The organism is Xylophilus sp. GOD-11R (assembly GCF_033546935.1).
Classification (GTDB): Bacteria; Pseudomonadota; Gammaproteobacteria; order Burkholderiales; family Burkholderiaceae_C; genus Xylophilus.
The window spans coordinates 1,546,732-1,569,458 of record NZ_CP137854.1 but is presented as its reverse complement, the minus strand read 5'-3'; the positions used below and the strand labels follow the sequence as shown (position 1 = coordinate 1,569,458).

The following is a 22,727-nucleotide window of genomic DNA, read 5'->3' as shown; positions in this document are numbered from 1 at the left end:
TTCTTCTAAAAATTTGCTTGGCGGCCAAGGCTTACTGACTGACCAGAAAGACGTGGGCCGGTGCGCGATTCGGGTCGAGCAGCACGTAGTTGAATTCGCCCTGCCAGCTGAAGCGCTGGTCGCTCAGCAAGTCGTGCACCGTGTAGGGCCGCGACGGGTCCAGGCCCAGCGCCTCCGGCTTGAGGCCGATCCAGCCGTACTGCGCATGCTCCGGGTCGAGGTTGACCACGGTGAGCAGCCGGTTGGCACCGTCGGCCGAGCGCTTGGTATAGGCAATGATCTGGTCGTTCTCGCAGGAAAGGAAACGCAGGCTGCGGTTGTCCTGCAGCGCCGGGTTCTCCTTGCGGATGCGGTTGAGCAGCGCGATGAACGGCGCCAGGCTGTCCGGGCGGCTGTGGTCCCAGCTGCGCAGCTGGTATTTCTCGGAATCGAGGTATTCCTCGCTGCCCGGCCCGCGCGGCAGGTATTCCATCAGCTCGTAGGCCGGCCCGTAGATGCCGTAGCTCGCAGCCAGCGTCGCGGCCAGCACCAGGCGCAGGCGGAACATGCCGGGCAGGCCGGACTGCAGCTGGGCATGCAGGATGTCCGGCGTGTTCGGCCACACGTTCGGGCGAAAGTAGTCGTAGCCCGGGCCCTGCGACAGCTCGGTGAAGTACTCCTCCAGCTCGGCCCGGCTGTTGCGCCAGGTGAAGTAGGTATAGGACTGCGAATAGCCGAGCTTGGCCAGCCGGTGCATCACCTTCGGCCGGGTGAAGGCTTCCGCCAGGAAGATCACGTCCGGGTGGTCGCGCTTGATGGTGGTGATCGCCCATTCCCAGAAGGGGAAGGCCTTGGTGTGCGGGTTGTCGACCCGGAAGATGCGCACGCCCTGCTCGATCCAGTAGAGGAACACGCTGCGCAGCTCGGTCCACAGGCCGCGCCAGTCCTCGCACTCGAAGTTGAAGGGATAGATGTCCTGGTACTTCTTCGGCGGGTTCTCGGCGTACTGCACCGTGCCGTCCGGCCGCCAGCGGAACCAGTCCGGATGCTCCTTCACATAGGGGTGGTCGGGCGCGCACTGGAAAGCCATGTCGAGCGCGATCTCCAGGCCGTGGCCCTTGGCCGCGTCGACCAGCCGGCGGAAGTCTTCCAGCGTGCCGAGCGCCGGCAATATCGATTTGTGCCCGCCTTCGGTCGAGCCAATCGCCCAGGGGCTGCCGACATCGCCGTCTTCGGTGACCAGCACGTTGTTCTTGCCCTTGCGCTGGATGCGGCCCACCGGGTGGATCGGCGGAAAGTACAGCACGTCGAAGCCCATGGCCGCCACCGCCGGCAGCCGCGCTTCCACGTCGCGGAAGGTGCCGTGCACGCCCGGCTGCTGGCCGGCCGAGCGGGGAAACAGCTCGTACCAGCTGCTGAAACGGGCCCGTGCCCGGTCGGCCACCAGCGGCAGTTCGGCGGCGAAGCGGGTCTGGAAACGGCGGTCCGGATAACGCCCGGCCAGCTCGGCGAGCGCGGGATCGAGCGCCAGGGCCTTGAGGTGCGGGCCGTCCAGGCCGGCGTCGGCGGCGCTGCGCTCCAGCTCCTCGGCGCGGCGCTCCAGCGCGGCGCGGTCCTCGCCCTCGGCGCGCTTGGCGGCCGCCGCCAGCGAGACGGCACCGACGCGCAGCGCGATGCGGATGTCGGACTCCTCCACCCGCCGCATCAGCTCGTGACGCCAGGAGGTGAAACCATCTACCCACGCCACCACCGTGTAGTAGTAGCGACCCGGCTCGGCCGGCAGGAACGACGCCTGCCAGATGTCGTTGTAGAGCAGCGTCATCGGCACTTCGGTGAATTCCGCGCTCGCCTCGGGTCGCCACTGCAGCATCACGCGGATCATGTCGTGGCCGTCGGTGAAGCAGTGCGCCTCCACGTGCAGCGGCTCGCCCGCCACGCACTTCGCTGCGAAACGGCCGCCGTCGACCGAGGGCAACACCGCGTCGACCACTGCGTGGGTCCTGCCTTCTGCCGGCATGTCAGAGGTGTCGGGCGCGGGCGCGATGGTCGCGGGAACGTCCGGGGTGACGGCGGCGACGACCTTCTTTCGGGTCGAGGCGGCCTTGGCCGGTTTCGTGACAACTTTGGTCGGATCGGCGGATTTGGGCATCGTTTCGGGCTCGCAGTGGAAGCTGGTCGAGTGTTGGCGGCAGAGCCGGGAGGCGGTGCATCCATATGTATAAAAACCGACGCCCCGCCGCTGCGCCTCGGCACCGTTCTCCGCCGCTTCCGCCCGCGACGTAAAGCCCCGCTGGGCGGGGCTTTTTTTCCACCATGGGTGGTCCGAGCCACCGCGGGCGGTAGCCGCCGCTCAGCCGAGCGCCGTATCCAGCAGCATCATGATCACGAAGCCCAGCATCAACCCGCCGGTGGCGAAGGCTTCGTGCCCCTTGCGGTGCGATTCCGGAATGATCTCGTGGCTGATCACGAACAGCATCGCACCGGCGGCCAGCGCCAGCCCCCAGGGCAGCAGCCCGGCCGACATGCCGATGAGCGCGACGCCCAGCACCGCGGCCAACGGTTCGATCAGGCCCGACAGCACGCCCAGCCCGGCCGAGGTCCAGCGCCCGTAGCCGACGCCGCGCAGGGCCAGCGCGACGACCATGCCTTCCGGCACGTCCTGAATGGAAATGCCGGCAGCCAGCGCCCGGGCGCCGACCTCGTCCGCACCTGCGAAGCCGACCCCGATCGCCAGGCCTTCCGGCAGGTTGTGCAGCGTGATCGCCAGCACGAACAGCCAGGCACGCTTGAGCGCCCGGGACTGCGGACCTTCGTGTCCCTTGAAGAAGTGCTCGTGCGGCACGGCCCGGTCGATCAGCATCAGCAGCAGGCCGCCGAGCAGGATGCCGCTGCCGACGACGCCGCCAGCGGCCCACGGCCCGGCGCCCTGCGACCGGGCTGCGGCGATGGCCGGGATCACCAGCGAGAAAGCGCTCGCCGCCAGCATCACGCCAGCGCCGAAGCCGAGCATGGTGTCGTGCGCGCGTTGTGAAAAGCGCTGCGACAACAACACCGGAATCGTGCCGAGGGCGGTCGCCCCTGCCGCCATCATCCCGCCCAGCAGCGCGCCCCGCATGCGCTCGTCCAGCAGCACCGGACCGTCGAACAGACGGGCGACCGCAAGGCCGGCCGCCAGCAGGACGACCGCGAGGCCGAAGCCCCGCCGGGACAGCAGCGCCTGGGCTCCGGCGCTCATCAGGCGAAAGCGCTGCTGAGGACCAGGCTGCCGTTGAGGCCGGCCGGGAAGAAGCCGCCGCTATTGGCCGCACCCGGGTTCAGGTAGACGATGTTGAGCACATCGCCCGGGGTGCGGCTGTAGGCGATGCCGTTGGGGTCGAGCGGCACGATGTTGGAGGCACCGTTCGCGCCGGCGGCGATGCCCTGGTCGACGTCGCTGGAACCGTCGAGCGAATCACGCGCGTCCGAGATCTTGCCGGCCGCCGCCTGAGCATCCACACCCTTCGAATACAGCACCGTGCGGACCAGTCCGGCGTGGTACGCCTCGGCGGCCAGGATGCCGGCGGCGGCCTCCAGGTAGGTCTTGTTGGAGATCAGTGGCGACGCGCCCTTGTAGGCGGTGACACCGACGTCTTCGAAGATGAAGGCGCCGAGCAGGAAGGAAATGTCGTCGGCATACGGGTTGAAAGCCGTGCCCGCCGGTGCCAGCCCGGCCGCCTGGGCCGCCTTGGAGAAGGCACTGTTGGGGCTGGTGCCGCCGATGTCGATGCTGGGCATGGCGACGGCCGACGCACCGAGCGCCGACCGCAGGAACAACACGTGGGCCAGTTCGTCGGCCGCGATTTCCTTGGCGTAGGCAGCAACCAGCGGATCGCTGAACGGTACCGCCGCGCCCGGAGTGACCGTGCCGCGCGTGCCGACACCGGTCGTTGCCGAATCCGGCAGTCCCGCGCCGGTGGTGGCATAGAGATAGAACTGCGCTTCGAGGTATTCGAGGTTCAGCGCGAAGTTCAGGATCTCCGGATCGGTCGGCCCCTCCGCCGCGACGACGGAATCATTGCTCCCTCCGCAGGCCGTAAGAATCATGCCGCCGGCAACGCCTGCCGCGAACCCGCTGGACTTGCGAAAGAACATCCTGCGTTCCTTCAGTTTGTCGGAACGGCGCTTCAGCATGGACAGGGGCGAATCGGGAAAGTCGATCATGGGTTTCTCCAGAAATGGGTGAACCTGACAGCAAGGGGGCCGGACCGGCGGGCGGTCCGGATGTCGAGAAGGAATGCAGCAAGTTCTCCGCAGCGCTACGGCTCACCTGGCGCATCGCATCCTCATGTAGAGGAGTACGTCGCGACCCAACGCTTGGATGCCAGCATCCTGTAGGCGAAGACGCCGCGTCGACCGGCGCTTTCGGATGTCCTCGTAAACCCGGCTGACGTTACCGACCGCCCGGACACGACCCCTCGGAAACGCCGGTCGGGCTCGCATGGCCAGTCCCTTTGAGCGCCAGGGGGCAAAATCCGGCCATGCCTCAGCTTCGGGAATCACGGGAATGGAATTGACGGATGACCCGGCGGAGATCGCCCGTGACGTCGCAGCCGTGGGCCGCGTCAGCACCGTGCCGGCGCTGCTCAAGATCGTCTGCCAGCACACCGGCATGCGCTTCGCCGCCGTCGCCCGGGTAACCGACGGCACCTGGACGGCCTGCGCGGTACAGGACGACATCGCCTTCGGCTTGCCGGTCGGCGGGCAGCTGGAGGTAAACACCACGCTGTGCGTCGAGGCCCGCGCCGCGCGCAAGCCGATCGCCTTCGACCACGCCAGCACCGACCCGGTTTTCGCCGCGCACCACACCCCGCGCATTTACGGCATCGAGAGCTATGTGTCGGTGCCGATCGTGCTGCCCGACGGCACCTACTTCGGCAACCTGTGCGCGATCGATCCGGCGCCCAACGTGGTGTCCGACGCCCGCACCCTCGACATGTTCAAGCTCTTCGCCGAAGTCATCGCGGCGCAACTGCACCTGGAAGACAGCCAGAAGGCGTCGTCCGAAGCATTGGCCTGCGAGCGCGAGACGTCGCAACTGCGCGAGCAGTTCATCGCGGTGCTCGGCCACGACCTGCGCAATCCGGTTTCCGCGGTGGCCGGCGCCGGCGAACTGCTGTTGCGGCGCGGCGGCGATCCCGACCTGTTGCGCATCGGCGAGCGGCTGCGGCGCACCGCGCGCCGCATGTCCGGCCTGATCGACGACGTGCTCGACCTGGCCCGCACCCGGCTCGGCAACGGCATCGGCCTGGACCGCGAGCGCATCGACGATGTGTCGCAGGCCTGGTGCGACGTGGTGGACGAACTGGTGCAGGCCCATCCCGACCGCGACATCCGCCTCAAGCTTATGGACGTGGGCTGCAGGGTCAACGGCGACCGTGGCCGGCTGCAGCAGTTGCTGTCGAACCTGCTCGGCAACGCGCTGGCGCACGGCTCGCCGGACGAACCCATCGTGGTGTCGGCCCACACCGAGGGCGGCGACGTGGTGCTGTGGGTGGCCAACGGCGGCGCGGTGATTCCGGCCGACACGCTGGAAAAGATCTTCCAGCCCTACTGGCGGCCGGCCACCAGCCGGCCGGGCGGCGGGCTGGGCCTGGGGCTCTACATCTGCCGCGAGATCGTGCGGGCGCACGGCGGCTCGATCCAGGCGCGCTCCTCGGCCGAGGAAGGCACCGTGTTCGAGGTGCGGCTGCCCGTGGTCGCCGGCTGAAAAGGCTCTGCCGCGCGGCGAGTGCTCAGCTCGACGGCCGCGTTTGCGTCAGCCCGGTCGGCGGCCCGTCGATCGCCGTCCAGCCGCCATCCACCGACAACGAACTGCCACTGATGTAGCTGGCCGCGTCGGACGCCAGGAAGGCCACCGCCGAACCGACCTCCGAGGGCTGACCCCAGCGGTTGAACACGGTGTGCGCGGCGTAGGTGTCGTAGATGTCGCGCCGCTCCTTCAGCGGCGCGGTGAGCCGGGTCTCGATGATGCTCGGCATGATCGCGTTGACCCGCACGCCGTAGCTGCCGACCTCGGCCGCGAAGCCCTTGACCATCTGCGCGATGCCGGCCTTGGTGGCCGCGTAGATGCCCAGGCCCGGCTCCAGGGTGACGGCGCGCATCGACGAGCACAGCACCAGGCTGCCGGCGCCCTGCCGCATCATCGGACGGCCGAAGGCCCGCAAAAAGTGGAAGGCGCCGCGCAGGTTGAGGTTGGCCACGCGGTCGTACTCCTCCTCGGTGTAGTCGACGATCAGCTTGCGGATGTTGAGCGCCGGCGTCGACACCGCGATGTCGACGCGGCCGCGCGAAGCCAGCGCGTGCTCGGCCAGGGCCGCGATGTCCTCGCCGCTGGCCGCGTCGGTCGCGCGCCATTCGGCGCTGCCCTGGCCACTGCCGTTGATGTCGTCGGCGGTGGCCCGGCAGCCCTCGGCGTCGCGGTCGGCGCACACCACGTGCGCGCCGAGCGAGCCGAGCGCGTGGGCCGAGGCCTGGCCGATGCCGGAAGCGGCGCCCAGCACCACGGCGGTCCGGCCGGAAAGATCGAAAAGTCGTCGGTAGTCTTGCATGGTGATCGAAGGGTGATCGGCTCAGGCGCCGGGCTTGAAGAACGGCGCGGGAATCATCAGCCGGTTGGTCTGCGACACCAGGTAGGCCGCATCGGCGCTGGCGGTGAGGTAGCGCGCCCATTCGGGATCGGCGGCCAGCGCCGCGCGCCGGGCCGCACGGTCCGCCGCATCGGCGAAGGCCCAGATATGGACATAGCTGTTGACGTCGCCGGTTTCGGTCTGCAGGTAGGCGAGCGGCTCCCCGAGGTGGCGCCGCTGGGTGTCGAAGCCTTTCTCGGCGTACAGCGCCAGGTGCTTGCGGATGGTGCCGGGACGGCAGGTGTAGGTGCGCAGGTCGTAGAGCATGGGCGTGGCGGAAGTGAAGTGAATCGAAAAGGTTCAGTGGGTCTCGACCGGCGGCGGGGCCATGACCTCGGTGCCGACGGCATCGGTCCGCCCGGCGAGCAGGTCGCGCACCGCGACCCAGACGTCGCGCAGCGCGTAGCCGGTCATCACCAGCCCGGCCACCGGCATGCAGGCATAGACCCACGACTGCGGCAGCTCCAGCACCGGCGTGGTGGCGCCGGTGCGCTCCACGAAGAGCGCGCCGTAATACATCAGCACCGCCGCGAACAACAGGCCGAGCAGGGCCACGGCCAACTGGTGCAGCCCGCTCAAGCGGCTGCCGGCCAGCGCTTCGCCGAGCAGGTTGATCGAGAAATGCTCACGCTCGCGCCACAACGCACAGGCGCCGATGAACACCAGCCAGGCGAACAGCGTGGCGATCACCTCGTCGAACCAGTTCATGGCGAACAGGCCGGTCGCGCGGCTGGCGATGTTGACCACCAGCAGCAGCGTGATGGCCACCAGGCAGGCGATGGAGAAGCCGCGCAGGAGGCGGCCGAACTGGCGCTCGAGGCGCATCAGGGGATGGGTGGAATTCACAGCATGGCCCTCGGCAACCACAGGGAGACGGCGGGCCAGAAGGCCACCATGAGCGTCACGACGAAGATCGCGATGAGCAGCGGCCAGAGCTCGGAGACGATCGCCCCGACCTTCACCCCCGAGACGCTGCTCACCGCGAACAGCAGAATGCCGACCGGCGGCGTGAGCAGGCCGATCATCGAGCACATCACCATCAGCATGCCGAACTGCACCGGGTCCATGCCGATCTGGTTCACGATCGGCATGAAGATCGGCACCGTCAGGATGATGACCGCCACGCCTTCCAGGAACAGGCCGATGGCGACCAGCACCGCGATGATCAGCAGGATGACTTCCCATGGCACCGCGGTGATGGACATCACGCCCTGGATCATGGCGTCGGGTATGCGCTTGTGCACCAGAAACCAGGTGAGGTAGCCCGCCGCCGCGATGATGAAAAGCACCCGCACGCTGTGCAGGATGGCGTTCCAGAACACCGCCGGCAGGTCGCCGAGCTTGATTTCCTTGTAGACGAACATGCCGAGCCCCAGGCAGTACAGCACCGCGACCACGCCCCCCTCGGTCGGCGTGAAAAGCCCCGAGACCAGGCCGCCGATGATGATGACCGGCGCCATCATCGGCAGGAACGCGCCCGCGAACGAGGCCCGCAGTTCGGCCAGGCTGGCGCGGCGTTCCACCGGGTAGCGGCGCTTGCGCGACACGAACCACACCGCGGCCATCAGCGCGAACGTCAGCAGCAGCCCGGGCACGATGCCGGCGATGAACAGCTGCACCACCGACACGCCGGTGAGGCCGCCGAAGATCACCATCGGCACGCTCGGCGGGAACACCGGGCCGATGGTGGCCGAGGCGGCGGTGACGGCGGCCGAGAACTTCGGCTCGAAGCCGGCGTCGTTCATGGCCTTGATCTCCACCTGCCCCATGCCGGCGGCGTCCGCCACTGCGGTGCCCGACATGCCAGAGAAGATCAGGCTGCCGACCACGTTGACCTGCGCCAGCCCGCCGGTGAAATGGCCGACCAGCGCATGGGCGAAACGGAAGATGCGGTCGGTGATGCCGCCGGTGTTCATCAGCGAGCCGGCCAGGATGAAGAACGGAATCGCCAGCATGGTGAAGCCCGAGGAGGCCGCGAACATGCGCTGCGCGATCATCGTGAGGGCCTGTGGTTCGCCCGCGAGGATGTAGGCGCCGATGGCCGTCGCGCCGATCGCCATCGCGACCGGCACGCCGAACAGAATGAGGGCGAGCAGCCCTCCGAGAACCAGGAATGCCTGCATGGTGTGTGTCCTGCCCGCGCCTTCAGTTGGCCGCCAGCATGCCCATGAAGGTCTTCATGTTCTCCTGCCCCGCGTAATCGGCCACGCGCTTGTGCGCAGGGCCCATCAGGGCGCGGAACTTGGCAATGTCGGGCCGGGTGACCGCCACGCCGGCGGCCTGGATCTTGGCCAGCTCCGACGCTTCCTGGTCGGCCACCAGCTTGCGCATCAGCAGCGCTGCCGAGCGGCTCTCTTCGCGCAGCACCGCCTGTTCGGCGGGCTTGAGCTTCTTCCAGCTCGACTGGCTCACCACGTGGGTCATGCTGTTGTAGACGTGGCCGGTCAGCGCCATGTGTTTCTGCACCTCGTGGAGCTTGAAGTGGTAGATGACGCTGATCGGGTTCTCCTGGCCGTCGACCACGCCCTGGTTGAGCGCGGCGGGCAGCTCGGGCAGGGCGATCTGCGTGGTGGTGGCGCCGGTGGCTTCCAGCGCCGCGATGATCTGCAGCTCGGGCGGCGTGCGCAGCTTCAGGCCCTTCATGTCGTCGGGGCTGTTGATGGCGCGCTTGTTGTTGGTCACGTGCCGAAAGCCGTATTCCCAGGTCGACAGCAGCACCAGCCCCTTCTTCTCCAGCCGGGGCGCCACCCAGTCGTGGAACGGGCCGTCGAGCACCTTGTGCGCCTGCGCCGCGCTGGAAAAGGCGTAAGGCGTCATGACGGTGGCGAAGGCTTTCTCGTACTTGTCGAGGCCGCCCTGCGTCGGCAGGTTCATGTCGATCACGCCCATCGTCGTCTGCTCCAGCTGGTCCGGCGGCGAGCCGAGCTGGTTGGACGGATAGAGCTCGATGCGCACCTCGCCGTTGGTGCGCTGCTCCACGTTCTTCTTGAACTGCAGCGCCGCGATGTGCGCCGGATGGGTGTCGGCGGCGAAGTGGGCGAACTTGAGCGTGGTCGCGGCCTGGGCGGTGCCGAAAGCACTCAGGCAGGCGAGCGCGGCGAATGCGGAGCCGACGAAGCGGCGGGTGTGGACGGTGGCTTTCATGGTTTTTTGTCTCCTGGTTGACGAAATCGTTGTGGCGTGTGGCGCTTGCGGCGGCGTTCAGGCTGCCGCGCGCTGCGCGGGCTCGTGCCGGGCGTCGGCGTCGATACCGGCGGCGGCGATGTCGGTGTCGATCAGCAGCTCGATCAGCGACGGCCCGGGCGCCGAGAGCGCGCGCCGCAGGGCGGGAGCGAATTCCTCGTCGCGCCCCACCCGTTCGGCCTGCAGGCCAAAAGACACGGCATAGGCGACGAAGTCCGGATTGCAAAGTTCGGTGCCGATCGGCCGCCCGGGGTAGTCGAGTTCCTGGCGCATGCGGACCGCTCCGTACATGCCGTTGTTGAACACCAGGAACACGATGGCCAGGCGGTGCGCCACGGCGGTGGCGAGCTCCTGTGCGCTCATCAGAAAACAGCCGTCACCGGCCAGGCAGACCACCTGCCGCGCCGGATGCCGCAGCTTGGCCGCGATGGCCGCCGGCACGCCGTAGCCCATGGCGCCGCTGGTGGGCGCGAGCTGGGTGTTCGTCTCGCCGAACGGGAAGTGGCGCTGCGCCCAGGTGGCGTAGTTGCCGGCGCCGCTGGCGATGACCGCGTCCGGCGCCAGTTGCTCGCCGAGCGTGCGAATCACCCGCGCCGGATCCAGCGGCAGATTGCGCGCAGGTACCGCCTGGTGCCGGGCGAAGCCGTCGCGCAGGCGGCCGTGCCATTCGCACCAGCCGGCGCCGTCGACCGGCGCCAGCGCGGCGGCGGCCTCTGCGAAAGGATCGGGATCGCTCAGCACCTTCAACGCCGGCTGGTAGACCCGGCCCAGCTCGTCGGCGCAGGGCAGCACGTGCACCAGCCGCTGGCGGGGCATCGGTACTTCGACCAGGGTGTAGCCGCTGGTCACCACCTCGCCCAGCCGGGTGCCGACGGCGATCAGCAGGTCGGCCGCGTGCACCGCCCGGGCCAGCGCCGGGTCGACCGCGTGCCCCAGCTCGCCGACGAACAGCCGGTGGCGGTGGGCGAACAGATCCTGCCGGCGAAAGGTGCAGGCCACCGGCAGGTCGTTGGCCTCGGCGAAACGGCGGATCGCGTCACGCCCGGCCGCGCCCCAGCCCGGCCCGCCGAGCAGCAGCAAGGGCCGGCTTGCCTGGGCCAGCAGCTCGCGCAAGTGCGCCATGGCCGACGGCGCCGGATGCGCCCGCGCCACTTCCACGCGCGGCACGGTCAGCGCAAAGGCGGAGTCGGTGAGCATGTCTTCGGGCAGCGCCAGCACCACCGGCCCGGGGCGGCCGGACATCGCCACCGAATACGCGCGGGCCAGGAACTCGGACACCCGGCTGGCCTCATCGATCTGCGCCACCCATTTGCAGAGCGGGCCGAACATGCGGCGGTAGTCGATCTCCTGGAACGCCTCGCGCTCGGCCACGTCGCGGCCGACCTGGCCGATGAGCAGGATCATCGGCGTCGAATCCTGAAATGCCGTGTGCACCCCGATGCTGGCGTTGGCCGCACCCGGCCCGCGCGACACCAGGCAGACGCCGGGGCGGCCGTCGAGCTTGCCCCGGGCTTCGGCCATGAACGCCGCGCCGGCCTCGTGGCGGCAGACCACCAGGCGCATCGCCTCGCGATGGGCGTGCAGCGCGTTGAGCACCTCCAGGTGGCTTTCGCCCGGCACGCAGAAGACGGTGTCGGTGCCCTGCGCCAGCAGTGCGTCGACCACCAGCTGGCCGCCGGTGCGGAGTTTGGGAAGTTCGCTCATCGCCTGCCGTCGTGCCCACCAGGGGCGGAGGTTTCGGGATGGCTGGAACTCTAGGAGCCGACCCCCCGCAGGCGTTAGGACGAATGCGATCCGTCGTGGTACTTTTTCGCGGCGCGGGCTAGGGGCTTACGCGAGGGACGGCCGCGGCACGGCGCCGCAGTAGCGCTTGCGAAACTCGCCGGGCGTGAGCCGCGTGTGCTTCTTGAAGAAACGGCCGAAGTAGGCGTGGTCCTCGAAACGCAGCTGGAAGGCGATCTCGGCGATGCCCATGTCGGTGTTGCTCAGCAGGCGCTTGGCCTCCAGCACCAGCCGGTCCTGCACCAACTGGCCGGCGGTCTTGCCGAGCGTGCGCTTGACCGCGTCGTTGAGCTGGCGCTCGGTGACGAAGAGCCGCTCGGCGTAGTCGCGCAGCGGGCCGAATTCGAGGTAGTGGCGGTCGATCAGCAGGCAGAAGCGCTTGGTCAGCGAATGGCTGTGCGCCGGCGCGCCGTCGTCGGCCGGGCGCGGATAGAGCCGGCGCAGGCGGCTCAGCAGCACCAGCAGGTAGGCCCGCACGATGTCCAGGTGCGCCTCGGCGCGGCCGAGCATCTCCTTTTCCATCTCCAGCAGGATCGGCAGCAGCGCGTCGTGCTGGGCCTGGTCGAGGTAGAGCACCGGCGAGTTGGAGGCGATGTGGAAGAACGGGTACTGCGCGATCTCCTCGGCGCGAGGGAACATCTGCACGAAGAACTCGGTGCTGAAATTGACCACGAAGCCCTTGGGCCGCACGGTCGACTCCCAGGCGTGCAGTTGCCCGGGCGACACGAAGAAGACCGCGTTGGCGCGCGCCTCGTAATGCTCGAAATCCAGCATGTGGCTGCCGGCGGCCTCGCTCATCCACAGCAGGTGGTAATAGTCGTGGCGGTGCGGAAAGCCGCGCGGGATGTCCGGCCGGCCCTCCAGCCGCACCAGGTCGAAATAGAACTCGCTCTCCGGGCCGCTGAAGGCCGAGCGCTGGAAGGTTGGAAACTCGAACTCGGTCAGCTCGGACACGGCCCCGCCTCAGGAACCGGCCACGCGCCGGCAGAACACCCGCAGCCGGTGGCCGTCGGGGTCGGCGGCCAGGAAGTTGTAGGCGAAGGGCATGTCGTGCGGCGGTCGGACGATGACCGCGCCCAGGCCTGCCCATTCGTCGTGCAGCCGGTCGACGTCGGCGTTGTCGCCCACCGGAAAATCGAGTTCGAAGCCCTGCGAGGTCATGGCGGGCGAGTCTTCCACCGTCTCGCGCGCCACCAGCCCCAGGCGCGCGCCCGATTCGAGGAAGAACATCACGAAGGTCGGCTCGAAGGGCACCGGCGAGCGCTGGAGCAGCTGCGCGTAGAACCGTGTGCTCCGGTCGAGGTCGCTCACGTAGAGGATGAAAGTGGCGTCCAGCATGCGTGGATTTTCCGAAAGGGGGAGCGGTAGGCCGGCCGGCATTGTCGCGCGCCACGCGGTCCGGGGGACGAAAAACGGCCTGTAACCCCTCCTGGCCGCCGGCTTCGTAGCATGCCGCTCCCGGCAGGACTGGAGGCATCGACATGATCACCGTGACCGCCATGAAGTGGGCGCCGGCCTTCGCGGCAGGCAATGTGCGCGACCACCGCGTGCGCTGGATCCTGCAGGAAGTCGGCTGGCCCTACCGGGTGCGCCTGCTCGACGCGCCGACCATGGCCTCGCCGGCCTACCGCCTGCTGCAGCCCTTCGCTCAGGTGCCCTGCCTGCTGGAGGACGACCGGCCGCCGATGTTCGAGAGCGGTGCCATCGTGATCGACGTGGCCACCCGCGCCGGCAGGCTCCTGCCGCCCGAGGGCGCCGAGCGCAGCCTGGTGGTGGGCTGGGTGATCGCGGCGCTCAACTCGGTCGAGCCCTCTCTGATGAACGTCGCCGAGGTCGAATACTTCCTGCAGGACGAAGCCGCCAAGGCGCAGCGCCGCCCGCTGGTGGTGGCCGCCGCCCGCCAGCGGCTCGAACAGACGCAGCAGGCGCTGACCGGCCGCAGCTATCTCGTCGGCGAAACCTTCACCGTGGCCGACCTGATGCTGGCTTCGGTACTCAAGATCGCACGCGGGCTGCAGCTGCTCGACGATTTTCCTGCGCTCGCCGCCTACCAGCACCGCTGCCTGGATCGGCCGGCCTACCGGCGCGCGGTGCAGGAGCAACGCGCGGAGATCTGCCAGCACTCGATGGCCGACATGCGATACGACCAGAAGGAGAAGCACGATGCCTGATAGCGATGTCCAGACCATCCTCGCCCTGCTCCGCGAGCAGGAAGCCGCCATCGCCCGGGGCGACGCCGCCGCCGTGCATGCGGCCATCGCCGACGACGCGGTGGTCTACGACCTGCCGCCGCCGCTCGAATACCGCGGCGCGGCCGCGCGTGACGACCGGGGCCTGAACGCCTGGTTCGCCACCTGGGAGAACGGCGTCACCGTGCAGATGGCCGACCCGGTGGTGATGGTCGACGGCGACCTGGCCGTGGTGCACGGCCTGAGCCGCATGCGTGGCACCAAGAAGGACAGCGGGCCGGTCGACATCTGGAACCGTCGCACCGTGGTGCTGCGCCGCGAGCCCGTCGGCTGGCGCGTCGTGCACGAGCACGGCTCCTACCCGATGCGAATGGACGGAAGCGGGCGGGCGGCGCTCGACCTGAAGCCTTGAGCGGTCAGGCGGGCGGTGCCGCCTCGCGCCAGCGGCCGGGCGCCAGGTCGCCCAGCGCATAGGGGCCGATCGCCGCGCGCACCAGGCGCAGCGTCGGAAAGCCGACCGCCGCCGTCATGCGCCGCACCTGCCGGTTGCGGCCTTCGCGGATCACCAGCTCCAGCCAGGCGGTGGGAATCGACTGGCGCTGGCGGATCGGCGGATCGCGCTCCCACAGCGCGGGCGCAGGCTCGAGCAGACGGGCGCGCGCTGGCAGCGTCATACCGTCCTTGAGCGACACGCCGCGCCGCAATGTTTCGAGCGCAGCGGCGTCCGGCACGCCCTCCACCTGCACCCAGTAGGTCTTCTCCATCTTGAAACGCGGGCTGGAGATGCGCGCCTGCAGCGGCCCGTCATCGGTCAGCAGCAGCAGGCCTTCACTGTCCGCATCCAGCCGGCCGGCCACGTAGACGCCCGGCAGGTCGATGTAGCCCTTGAGCCCCTGCCAGCGGCCTTCCGGCGTGAACTGGCTGAGCACGCCGTAGGGCTTGTTGAAGCAGATCAGGCGAGGCGTCATCCGCGCAGCCGGCGCTCGAAGAGGGCCAGCATCGCCCGCCAGCCGTGCTCGGCCGCGACCGGGTCGTACACGGGGAAGTCGAGCACCATCCAGCCATGGGCCGCGCCGACATAGGTTTCGGAGGTGCAGTCCACCCCGGCCTCGGCGAGCGCGTTTTCCAGCCGTTCGGCCATGGCGGGCGGGTAGCTCGCGTCCTGGTCGGCGGCGGCGATGTAGACCTCGGCCTGCAGTCTGTCGGCAAGCAGGTGCGGGCTGGCCTCGTCGTCGGTGGCCAGATGGCCGCCGTGAAAGCTCGCCACCGCGGCGAAGCGGCTTGGCACCGTGCCGGCCGCCGTGAGCGCCATGCCGCTGCCCATGCAGAAACCCACCGCGCCGAGGCGGGCGGCATCGACCTGCTCGTGGGCGTCGAGCCAGGCCAGGAAGGCCGGCGTGTCCTCGGCCGCGCGCGGGTTGCCCGAGGTCGCCATCAGCGGCCCCAGGATGGCCGCCACGTCGCCGGCGAACACCTCGACGGGCACCAGTGGCTCGTAGGGGCCGAATCGGTAGAACGGATCGGGCAGCAGCACGGCGTAGCCGGCATCGGCCAGGCGACGCGCCATGGCGACCATCGCCGGCCGCATGCCGCCGGCGTCGCCGAAGAAGACGACGGCCGGCCAGCGGCCTTCGTCCGCCGGGGTAAGGAAGTGCGCGGGGCAGTCGCCGTCGCGGGTGCGGATGGTGATGGAGGTGTCGGGCATGCGGCAAAGTCTAGTGCGCTCCGAACGCCATACCCCCGCGGGGACGACGGCTTCCCGCGGGGTGGAACACCCCCCTGGCGATAATGCCCACCGCTCCCGTGCGACGCCGTCCCGTCCCTTCGCCGAATGTCCCTGCCCGATTTCCGTCCTCTGTCCCCCGTCCCGATCGAGCCCTCGGCCTTTGAGAGTTTTCCGCTGTCGATGCGCCGCTGGAGCGTGCGCCGCACGCTCGCGCGGCTGGTCGAGCGGCTGCACCGCTGGCGACTGTCCGCGCTGAACACGCGGGTGCTGCGGCCCTACAGGCGCGACGACGGACAGGCGCTGCTGGCCGAAGACGAGGGCTGCGTGGTGGCGGTCGGCGATTTCGGCGGCAAGACCGGGCTGTCGCGCGCGGCGGCCTCCGAAGCCGCGCGGCTGCGGGTACGGCACCCGGGGCTGATCCTGGTGAGCCTCACGCCGCCGGCGCCCGGCGCATCGGTGCAGGACGGCCGCCACCTGAGGCTGCCGGTGTCGCGCCTCTACCTGCTCTGCCAGCCGCGCCGGCTGCGCCGTGCCTTGCGCCTGTTTGCCCCCGAGCAACTGGCGCGTGCCCACCGCACCGGCATGTGGGCCTGGGAGAACGACCTGTTCCCGCGCGACTGGCATTTCGCGCTGGAACTGGTCGACGAGATCTGGACGCCTTCGGAATTCTCGGCCGCCGCGATCCGCTCGGCCGGCGCCTTGCCGGTCCACGTGGTGCCGCACCACGTCGAGGTCGACCCCCACCTCACCGCCGCCGACCGCGCGGCCTTCGGCGTGCCGCCGGACGCGTTCCTCGGGCTGGCCATCATGGACATCAAGGTCTGCCCGGAGCGCAAGAATCCGTGGGCGCACGTGAAAGCCTGGCAGCAGGCCTTCGGCGACTGCCCCAACCATGTGCTGCTGATCAAGCTGCGCTGCTCGGAAGCGACCCGCATCGTGGAGCGCGAGCTGCACGAGATGGTGGGCGGCGCCGGCAACGTGCGGCTGGTGCGGCAGGACTTTTCCGACCGCCAGCAGGCGCAGTTCCAGCGCATGGCCGACGTCTACCTGTCGTTGCACCGCGCCGAGGCCTACGGGCTCAACATCCGCGAGTTCCTGGAGATGCAGGTGCCGGTGGTGGCCACCCACTGGTCGGCCAACACCGAATACGGCCCGGCCTTCGCGCATTACCACGGGGTGGATTCGCGGCTGATCCGCTACCGCGACTGGATGCGGCACTACCCCGACCACGACTTTTCCTGGGCCGATGCCGACACCGCCCACGCCGCGCGCCTGCTGCGCCAGGTGGCGGCCCGCAAGCCGGCGATCGTCAACACCGCCGAAACAGCCTGACAGCGGCACCGGCCCGCGTCGCCGTCCGCCCATCCTGGCAGGCCCGTCGCAGGCGTCGTGGCCTGCGCTCCTACGCCACGAAGGGCCTAACGGCCCGCCGGACGAACCAGCGCCGGGCGAAGCTTCATGCCGGCTTCGCGCACGGTGGCGTCGTCGTCCTCACGCGCCCCTTCTGGTCTTCCGATGAACCGACACGAACACACGCCTTCCCCGACATCCACCCCCCATCCCGCCAGCATCGGTTGGCTGCGCGCCCTCAATTTCGTCATCGCCCAGGTAGAGCTGGGCCTGGTACCTTTCATCGCGCTCTACCTGCAATCCGCGGCGCACTGGAGCACCACGCAGGTCGGCGCGGCGCTGGCCTTCGGCAATGTCGTCCAGCTGGTCGTGCAGACGCCGATCGGCGCGCTGGTGGATCGCCACCGGGCCAAACGCTGGCTGGTCGGCGGCGCGGTGGTGCTGATCGGGTTGGGCTGCGTGATGCTGCTCTGGTCCACCTCGGTGCCCGCCGTCTGGGCTTCGCAAGGCGTGATGGGCATCGCGCGTGCGGTGTTCCCGCCGGCGCTGGCCGCCATCACCCTGGGCATGTTCGGCAAGATCGGCATGGACCGGCAGACCGGCATCGGCCAGGCCTTCAATGCGGGCGGCAGCGTGTTCAGCGCCCTGGTGCTGGCCGCAGCCGGCCACGCGCTGGGATTGCCCGCGATGTTCCAGGCGGCATTGGTCTTCTGTGTGCTGTCGCTGGTATGCGTGCAGCGCATCCGGGGGTCGACCATCGACTTCGAAGCCGCGCGGGGCAACGAAGGCGAAGCCGCCGCCGCGTCGCCGGGCGATGCCGGCACCGGCCTGCGGGCGGCCGCCGGCGAAGTGGTGTCGACGCTGGCCGGCCTCTGGCGGGAACGCACGGTGCGGATCTTCATGGTCTGCGCGGTGCTGTTCTATGCGGCCGACGTCGCCATGGTGCCGCTGGTCACCCAGTTGCTGGGCAAGGGCGAAGGCGGCCAGCGCGCCCTGCTGATGACCGCCGGCTACATCGCGGCCTCGCAGGTTCTCTTCGTCGCGGTCGCGCCGCTGTGCGGCCGGCTCACCAGCTCGATCGGACGCAAGCCCCTGTTGCTGTTCGCCTTCGCCGCGCTGGCCTTGCGCGCCGTACTGTCGGCGGCGAGCGACTCGCCGATGCTGCTGCTGGCCGCCCAGTGCACCGACGCGCTCAGCACCGGCGTGTTCGGGGTGCTGGGCGTGCTGATCGTCGCCGACCTCACCCGCAACACCGGCGGTTTCAACGTGGCGCTCGGCGCACTCTCCACGGTGCAAGGCGTCGGCGCCTTCGTCAGCAACGGCCTGGCGGGCTACCTGGCCGATGCGGCCGGGCAGGTGACCACGTTCCTGGTGCTGGGCGGCATCGCCGCGCTCGGGTTCGCCGTGGCCCTGGCCTTGCCGGAAACCCGGCCGCGCGGCTGAGGCCCGGCGGCTTTTCCCGCGTTGCCGAAAATCATGTAGGCCAAGGGCGTCAAGTGCCGGGAATGGAGCCGGATCACCGGATTCGCCACTACGCTGCGCGACTATCCATTCACTCCAGGCCGCACCCATGACCCCATGGCGGCGCGGCACGAAAACGCATGAGACCCGACGTCCGTCCACCACCCTCCCCGGTCGCCGCCGTGGCCTTCGACCTGCTCGACGCCATCGGCTTCGGCTTCTTCGTCGCCGCCCTCATATTCGACGTGGTGTATGCGCAGAGCACCGACGTGCTGTGGTTCAAGGCGGCCGCCTGGCTGATCTCGATCGGCCTGGTCATCGCGATCATTCCCCGCCTCATCAACCTGGTGCAGGTGTGGTTTCCCGGTGCCGTGCCCAGCACCGGCCGCGCCAGGATGGCCTTCTGGCTGCACCTGGTGGGCATCGTGGCTGCCATCTTCAATGCCTTCGTGCACAGCCGCGACGCCTACGGCATCGTGCCGGCCGGCGTCTGGTTGTCGATCGCGACCGTCGTCCTGCTGACCAGCGGCAATGTGCTCGTCTCGCTGCAACGGCTGGCTTTGCAGGGAGAACGCGCATGAAAAATCGATACCCACTCCTGCTGGCGCCGACCCTGCTGGCAGTCGCATTGCTCGCGGCCTGCAGCGAAAAAGCCGCCGTCGACCCCAACCATCAGATGGGCAAAGACCCGGTGCTGCCGGCCGCCAAGAACTTCCTGGTGCCACCGATGCAGGTGCCGAGCCGCGCCGGCTGGCAGGGTGACGCCCGGCCGGTGGTCGCCGCCGGCCTGAAGATCGAGAAGATCGCCGACAACCTGCAGCATCCGCGCCAGCTGCTCACCCTGCCCAACGGCGACGTGCTGGTGGTCGAGTCCAACGGGCCGGGCACCGAAGCCGTCACCACGCCCAAGCAGCTCATTGCCGGCCTGGTGAAGAGCCGTTCGGGCAAGAGCGGCAAGGGCGGCAACCGCATCACCCTGCTGCGCAAGCCCGCCAGCGGCTCCGGCCCCTGGGAGCAGCACGTGTTCCTGGACAAGCTGAATTCGCCCTTCGGCGTGCAGCTGATCGGCGAGCGGCTCTACGTGGCCGATACCGACCGCATCGTGTCCTTCGCCTACACGCCCGGCATCACCCGCATCACCGATCCCGGCACCGAGCTGACCGACCTGCCGAGCACCATCAACCACCACTGGACCAAGGCCCTGCTGGCCAGCCCCGACGGCAAGAAGCTCTATGTGGGCGTCGGCTCCAACAGCAACATCACCGAGAACGGCCTGGCGGTGGAATACCGCCGCGCCGCCGTGCTTGAAGTCGACATCGCCGCCCGCGCGAGCCGTGTGTATGCCTCGGGCCTGCGCAACCCCACGGGCCTGGGCTGGGAGCCGAAGACCGGCAAGCTCTGGGCCATCGTCAACGAACGCGACGAGATCGGCGCCGACCTGGTGCCCGACTACCTGACCTCGGTGCAGGAAGGCGGCTTCTACGGCTGGCCCTACAGCTACTTCGGCCAGCACGTCGACGAGCGGGTGCAGCCACAGCGGCCGGACCTGGTGGCCAAGGCGATCAAGCCCGACTTCGCCGTCGGCTCGCACGTGGCGCCGCTGGGCCTGCTGTTCTATACCGGCACCGCGCTGCCGGCCGCCTGGCAGGGCGGCGCTTTCATCGGCGAGCACGGCAGCTGGGACCGCTCGCCGCTCAGCGGCTACAAGGTGAGTTACGTGAAGTTCGTCGACGGCAAGCCCACGGGCACCGCCGTGCCGGTGGTCACCGGCTTCTATTCGGCCGACGAAAAGTCGCTCTACGGAGCGCCGGTGGGGCTGGCGCAATCGGTCGACGGCGCGCTGCTGATCGCCGACGACGTGGGCAATACCGTGTGGTCGGTGACGGCCGGCGGCCAGTGATTGCCCTGCGTGGCGATACGTAAGCCGGCTTCGACGGAAGAAGGGATTCTGCGATGAGCGGAGCGCCCGACCATCTGCGCCGGATCATCGAAAGCGCTATCGACTTCGCGATCATCGCGACCGACGTCCACGGCATCATCACCGACTGGAACCAGGGCGCGACCAACATCCTCGGCTGGACGGCCGAGGAAATAGTCGGCCATCCGGCCGACCGCTTCTTCACTCCGGAGGACCGGGCGGCCGATCGGCCACGCGCCGAGATGCGCCTGACCCTGCGCGACGGGCGCGCCAGCGACGAGCGCTGGCACATGCGCGCGGACGGCAGCCACTTCTGGGCGTCCGGCGAGATGATGCCGCTGCGCGACGACGACGGCACGCATCGCGGCTTCGTCAAGATCATGCGCGACCGTACCGGCCAGCGCGAGGCCGGCGAACGCCTGCGCGAGTCGCAGGACCGTTTCAAGACCCTGCTGGAAACCGTCGAGACCGCTTTCGCCATCGTCGAGGTGAAGTTCGATGCGCAGGACCGCCCGGTCGACTACAGGTTCGTCGAGGCCAACCCGGCCTTCGAGCGCGAGGCCGGCGTCAATCTGCGCGGCAAATGGGTGACCGAGTTCGCGCCGGATCTCGAGCAGTTCTGGTTCGACACCTACGGTCGCGTGGCGCTCACCGGCGAGCCGGCCACTTTCGAGAACTACGCCGAAGCCTTCGGTCGCTGGTTCGACGTGCGGGCGCTCCGGGTCGGCCTGCCCGCCGAGCGGCAGATCGCGATCTTCTTCAACGACGTCACCGCGCGCAAGGAAGCCGAGAAGCGCCTGCGCGCCAGCGAGGCGCTGGCCCGCGAAAACGCGGAGCGGGTACAGCTGGCCCTGGCCGCCGGCGCCATCATCGGCACCTGGCACTGGGACCTGCCGACCGACCGCTTCACCGTCGACCAGGCCTTCGCCATCGCTTTCGGGCTCGACCCGGCCCTGGGACGCAGCGGCCTGAGCCTGCAGCAGGTGATCGCCACGGTGCATCCCGACGACCGGCCGGGCCTGGTCGCGGCGATCGACGAGGTGATCCGGCGCGGCGGCAGCTATGCACATCGGTACCGCGTGCGTCGCGCCGACGGCCATTACTACTGGATCGAGGCCAACGGCCGGGTCGACCATGCCGCGGACGGCACGCCGACCAACTTCCCCGGCGTGCTGATCGACGTGCAGGAGCGCCGCGCGCTCGAGGAAGAACGCGACCGCAACGCCGCCGCCCTGCGTGCGCTCAACGAAACGCTGGAACAGCGCGTCGCCGAGCGCACCGCCGAGCTGATGCGGGCCGAAGAACAGCTGCGCCAGTCGCAGAAGATGGAAGCGGTAGGCCAGCTCACCGGCGGCCTGGCGCACGATTTCAACAACCTGCTGGCAGGCATTTCCGGGTCGCTGGAACTCATGCAGGCCCGCATGCGGCGCGGCCAGCTGGACGACCTGGAGCGCTACCTCACGGTGGCCCAGGGTGCGACGCGACGCGCGGCCGCCCTCACCCACCGGCTGCTGGCGTTTTCGCGCCGGCAGACGCTGAGCCCCGTGGCGACCAACGTCAACCAGCTCATCGGTGGCATGGAAGACCTGATCCGCCGCACCATCGGCCCGGCGGTCGCGCTGGAGGTCGTCGGCGCCGACGGACTGTGGCCGGCCCTGATCGACGTGAGCCAGCTGGAAAACGCACTGCTCAACCTGTGCATCAATTCGCGCGACGCGATGCCGCACGGCGGGCGCATCACCATCGAGACGGCCAACCGATGGCTGGACCGCGCCGCCGCCGGCCTGTATGGCCTGGCCGAGGGCCAGTACCTCTGCCTGTCGGTCACCGACACCGGCGCCGGCATGTCGCCCGACATCATCGCGCGGGTGTTCGAACCCTTCTTCACCACCAAGCCGATCGGCCAGGGCACCGGGCTGGGACTGTCGATGATCCACGGCTTCGCCCAGCAATCGGGCGGACAGGTACGCATCTATTCCGAGGTCGGCCAGGGCACCACCGTCAGCCTGTACATGCCACGCCACCACGGCGAGGTGGGCGCCGACGCGGCGGCCCGCGAGCTGGTCGGGCCCGCGCCCGCCGCACCCGGCGAAACGGTACTGGTGGTGGACGACGAGCCGTCGGTGCGCATGCTGGTGGTGGAGGTGCTCGACGACCTGGGCTACCGGGCGATCGAAGCGGCCGACAGCGCAGCCGGCCTGAAAATCCTGCGTTCGAACGTGCGCATCGACCTGCTGGTGACCGACGTGGGCCTGCCCGGCGGCATGAACGGGCGCCAGATGGCCGACGCCGGTCGCCAGTTGCGGCCGGAACTCAAGGTGCTGTTCATCACCGGCTATGCCGAGAACAGCGTGATCAACGGCGGCCACCTGGAGCCGGGCATGCAGGTGCTGACCAAACCGTTTCCGGTGGAATCGCTGGGAGCGGCGGTCAAGGAACTGATCGCCTCCGGCACCGACGCGCGCTGAAATTCG

The 22,727-nt window shown here is 69.2% G+C and carries 21 protein-coding genes; 8 read left to right on the top strand and 13 right to left on the bottom strand.

Annotated features, from left to right (window positions below):
* Nucleotides 1-31: 31 nt before the first annotated feature.
* The 3 genes from R9X41_RS07250 to R9X41_RS07240 form a co-directional block, all read right to left on the bottom strand.
* Entirely contained in the window at nucleotides 32-2,128 is a 2,097-nt protein-coding gene (locus tag R9X41_RS07250) for an alpha-1,4-glucan--maltose-1-phosphate maltosyltransferase (protein ID WP_412556667.1), read from the bottom strand.
* A gap of 201 nt (nucleotides 2,129-2,329) precedes the next feature.
* Nucleotides 2,330-3,214 (bottom strand): ZIP family metal transporter, encoded by an 885-nt coding sequence (locus R9X41_RS07245; protein WP_318634209.1) that lies wholly within the window; start codon nucleotides 3,212-3,214, stop codon nucleotides 2,330-2,332.
* Complete coding sequence (locus tag R9X41_RS07240; protein ID WP_318634208.1) at nucleotides 3,214-4,179, bottom strand: ferritin-like domain-containing protein; 966 nt, start codon at nucleotides 4,177-4,179, stop codon at nucleotides 3,214-3,216. The genes R9X41_RS07245 and R9X41_RS07240 overlap by 1 nt, the downstream gene beginning before the upstream one ends.
* A 343-nt stretch (nucleotides 4,180-4,522) precedes the next feature.
* Between R9X41_RS07240 and R9X41_RS07235 the strand changes: the two genes are divergently transcribed.
* Entirely contained in the window at nucleotides 4,523-5,725 is a 1,203-nt protein-coding gene (locus tag R9X41_RS07235; protein ID WP_318634207.1) for a GAF domain-containing sensor histidine kinase, read from the top strand.
* Nucleotides 5,726-5,750: 25 nt separating this feature from the next.
* On the opposite strand, the gene R9X41_RS07230 is transcribed toward R9X41_RS07235, so the two are convergent.
* The 8 genes from R9X41_RS07230 to R9X41_RS07195 all read right to left on the bottom strand — a co-directional run bounded on the left by R9X41_RS07230 (nucleotide 5,751) and on the right by R9X41_RS07195 (nucleotide 12,947).
* Nucleotides 5,751-6,566 (bottom strand): SDR family NAD(P)-dependent oxidoreductase, encoded by an 816-nt coding sequence (locus R9X41_RS07230; RefSeq protein ID WP_318634206.1) that lies wholly within the window; start codon nucleotides 6,564-6,566, stop codon nucleotides 5,751-5,753.
* Nucleotides 6,567-6,587: 21 nt separating this feature from the next.
* The gene (locus tag R9X41_RS07225) at nucleotides 6,588-6,911 is read right to left on the bottom strand and encodes an NIPSNAP family protein (RefSeq protein WP_318634205.1); all 324 of its coding nucleotides are present in this window, start codon (nucleotides 6,909-6,911) and stop codon (nucleotides 6,588-6,590) included.
* A 33-nt stretch (nucleotides 6,912-6,944) separates the two neighbouring features.
* Entirely contained in the window at nucleotides 6,945-7,490 is a 546-nt protein-coding gene (locus tag R9X41_RS07220) for a TRAP transporter small permease (RefSeq protein ID WP_318634204.1), read from the bottom strand.
* Nucleotides 7,487-8,767 carry a TRAP transporter large permease gene (locus tag R9X41_RS07215; protein ID WP_318634203.1) on the bottom strand — a complete coding sequence of 427 codons (1,281 nt, stop codon included), beginning with the start codon at nucleotides 8,765-8,767 and terminating at the stop codon, nucleotides 7,487-7,489. Before R9X41_RS07215 ends, R9X41_RS07220 begins: the two co-directional genes overlap by 4 nt.
* Nucleotides 8,768-8,789: 22 nt before the next feature.
* Nucleotides 8,790-9,788: a TRAP transporter substrate-binding protein gene (locus R9X41_RS07210; protein WP_318634202.1), complete on the bottom strand. Its 999-nt coding sequence runs from the start codon at nucleotides 9,786-9,788 to the stop codon at nucleotides 8,790-8,792.
* Nucleotides 9,789-9,845: 57 nt separating this feature from the next.
* Nucleotides 9,846-11,531 carry a thiamine pyrophosphate-dependent enzyme gene (locus R9X41_RS07205; RefSeq protein ID WP_318634201.1) on the bottom strand — a complete coding sequence of 562 codons (1,686 nt, stop codon included), beginning with the start codon at nucleotides 11,529-11,531 and terminating at the stop codon, nucleotides 9,846-9,848.
* 126 nt (nucleotides 11,532-11,657) lie between these two features.
* Nucleotides 11,658-12,563, bottom strand: coding sequence for a helix-turn-helix domain-containing protein (locus R9X41_RS07200; RefSeq protein WP_318634200.1), 906 nt, complete (start codon nucleotides 12,561-12,563; stop codon nucleotides 11,658-11,660).
* A gap of 9 nt (nucleotides 12,564-12,572) precedes the next feature.
* On the bottom strand, nucleotides 12,573-12,947 hold the full coding sequence (locus R9X41_RS07195; RefSeq protein ID WP_318634199.1) for a VOC family protein: 375 nt from the start codon (nucleotides 12,945-12,947) through the stop codon (nucleotides 12,573-12,575).
* Nucleotides 12,948-13,090: 143 nt separating this feature from the next.
* Between R9X41_RS07195 and R9X41_RS07190 the strand changes: the two genes are divergently transcribed.
* Together R9X41_RS07190 and R9X41_RS07185 are read left to right on the top strand one after the other, a co-directional pair.
* Nucleotides 13,091-13,780: a glutathione S-transferase family protein gene (locus R9X41_RS07190; RefSeq protein WP_318634198.1), complete on the top strand. Its 690-nt coding sequence runs from the start codon at nucleotides 13,091-13,093 to the stop codon at nucleotides 13,778-13,780.
* Nucleotides 13,773-14,210: a YybH family protein gene (locus tag R9X41_RS07185; RefSeq protein WP_318634197.1), complete on the top strand. Its 438-nt coding sequence runs from the start codon at nucleotides 13,773-13,775 to the stop codon at nucleotides 14,208-14,210. The genes R9X41_RS07190 and R9X41_RS07185 overlap by 8 nt, the downstream gene beginning before the upstream one ends.
* 4 nt (nucleotides 14,211-14,214) lie before the next feature.
* Here the strand turns inward: R9X41_RS07185 and R9X41_RS07180 are convergent, their stop codons facing one another.
* Nucleotides 14,215-14,766, bottom strand: coding sequence for a pseudouridine synthase (locus R9X41_RS07180; RefSeq protein WP_318634196.1), 552 nt, complete (start codon nucleotides 14,764-14,766; stop codon nucleotides 14,215-14,217).
* A complete protein-coding gene (locus R9X41_RS07175) occupies nucleotides 14,763-15,503 on the bottom strand; it encodes a dienelactone hydrolase family protein (protein ID WP_318634195.1) in 741 nt (246 codons plus the stop codon). The genes R9X41_RS07180 and R9X41_RS07175 overlap by 4 nt, the downstream gene beginning before the upstream one ends.
* Nucleotides 15,504-15,629: 126 nt before the next feature.
* Here R9X41_RS07175 and R9X41_RS07170 point away from each other — a divergent pair, with 126 nt between their 5' ends.
* The 5 genes from R9X41_RS07170 to R9X41_RS07150 all read left to right on the top strand — a co-directional run bounded on the left by R9X41_RS07170 (nucleotide 15,630) and on the right by R9X41_RS07150 (nucleotide 22,721).
* On the top strand, nucleotides 15,630-16,856 hold the full coding sequence (locus tag R9X41_RS07170; protein WP_318634194.1) for a glycosyltransferase: 1,227 nt from the start codon (nucleotides 15,630-15,632) through the stop codon (nucleotides 16,854-16,856).
* A gap of 183 nt (nucleotides 16,857-17,039) precedes the next feature.
* A complete protein-coding gene (locus R9X41_RS07165) occupies nucleotides 17,040-18,317 on the top strand; it encodes an MFS transporter (RefSeq protein WP_318634193.1) in 1,278 nt (425 codons plus the stop codon).
* A gap of 158 nt (nucleotides 18,318-18,475) precedes the next feature.
* Nucleotides 18,476-18,916 carry a DUF2231 domain-containing protein gene (locus R9X41_RS07160; protein ID WP_318634192.1) on the top strand — a complete coding sequence of 147 codons (441 nt, stop codon included), beginning with the start codon at nucleotides 18,476-18,478 and terminating at the stop codon, nucleotides 18,914-18,916.
* On the top strand, nucleotides 18,913-20,235 hold the full coding sequence (locus R9X41_RS07155; RefSeq protein ID WP_318634191.1) for a PQQ-dependent sugar dehydrogenase: 1,323 nt from the start codon (nucleotides 18,913-18,915) through the stop codon (nucleotides 20,233-20,235). Before R9X41_RS07160 ends, R9X41_RS07155 begins: the two co-directional genes overlap by 4 nt.
* Before the next feature lie 53 nt (nucleotides 20,236-20,288).
* Nucleotides 20,289-22,721 carry a PAS domain S-box protein gene (locus tag R9X41_RS07150; RefSeq protein WP_318634190.1) on the top strand — a complete coding sequence of 811 codons (2,433 nt, stop codon included), beginning with the start codon at nucleotides 20,289-20,291 and terminating at the stop codon, nucleotides 22,719-22,721.
* Nucleotides 22,722-22,727: the final 6 nt, after the last annotated feature.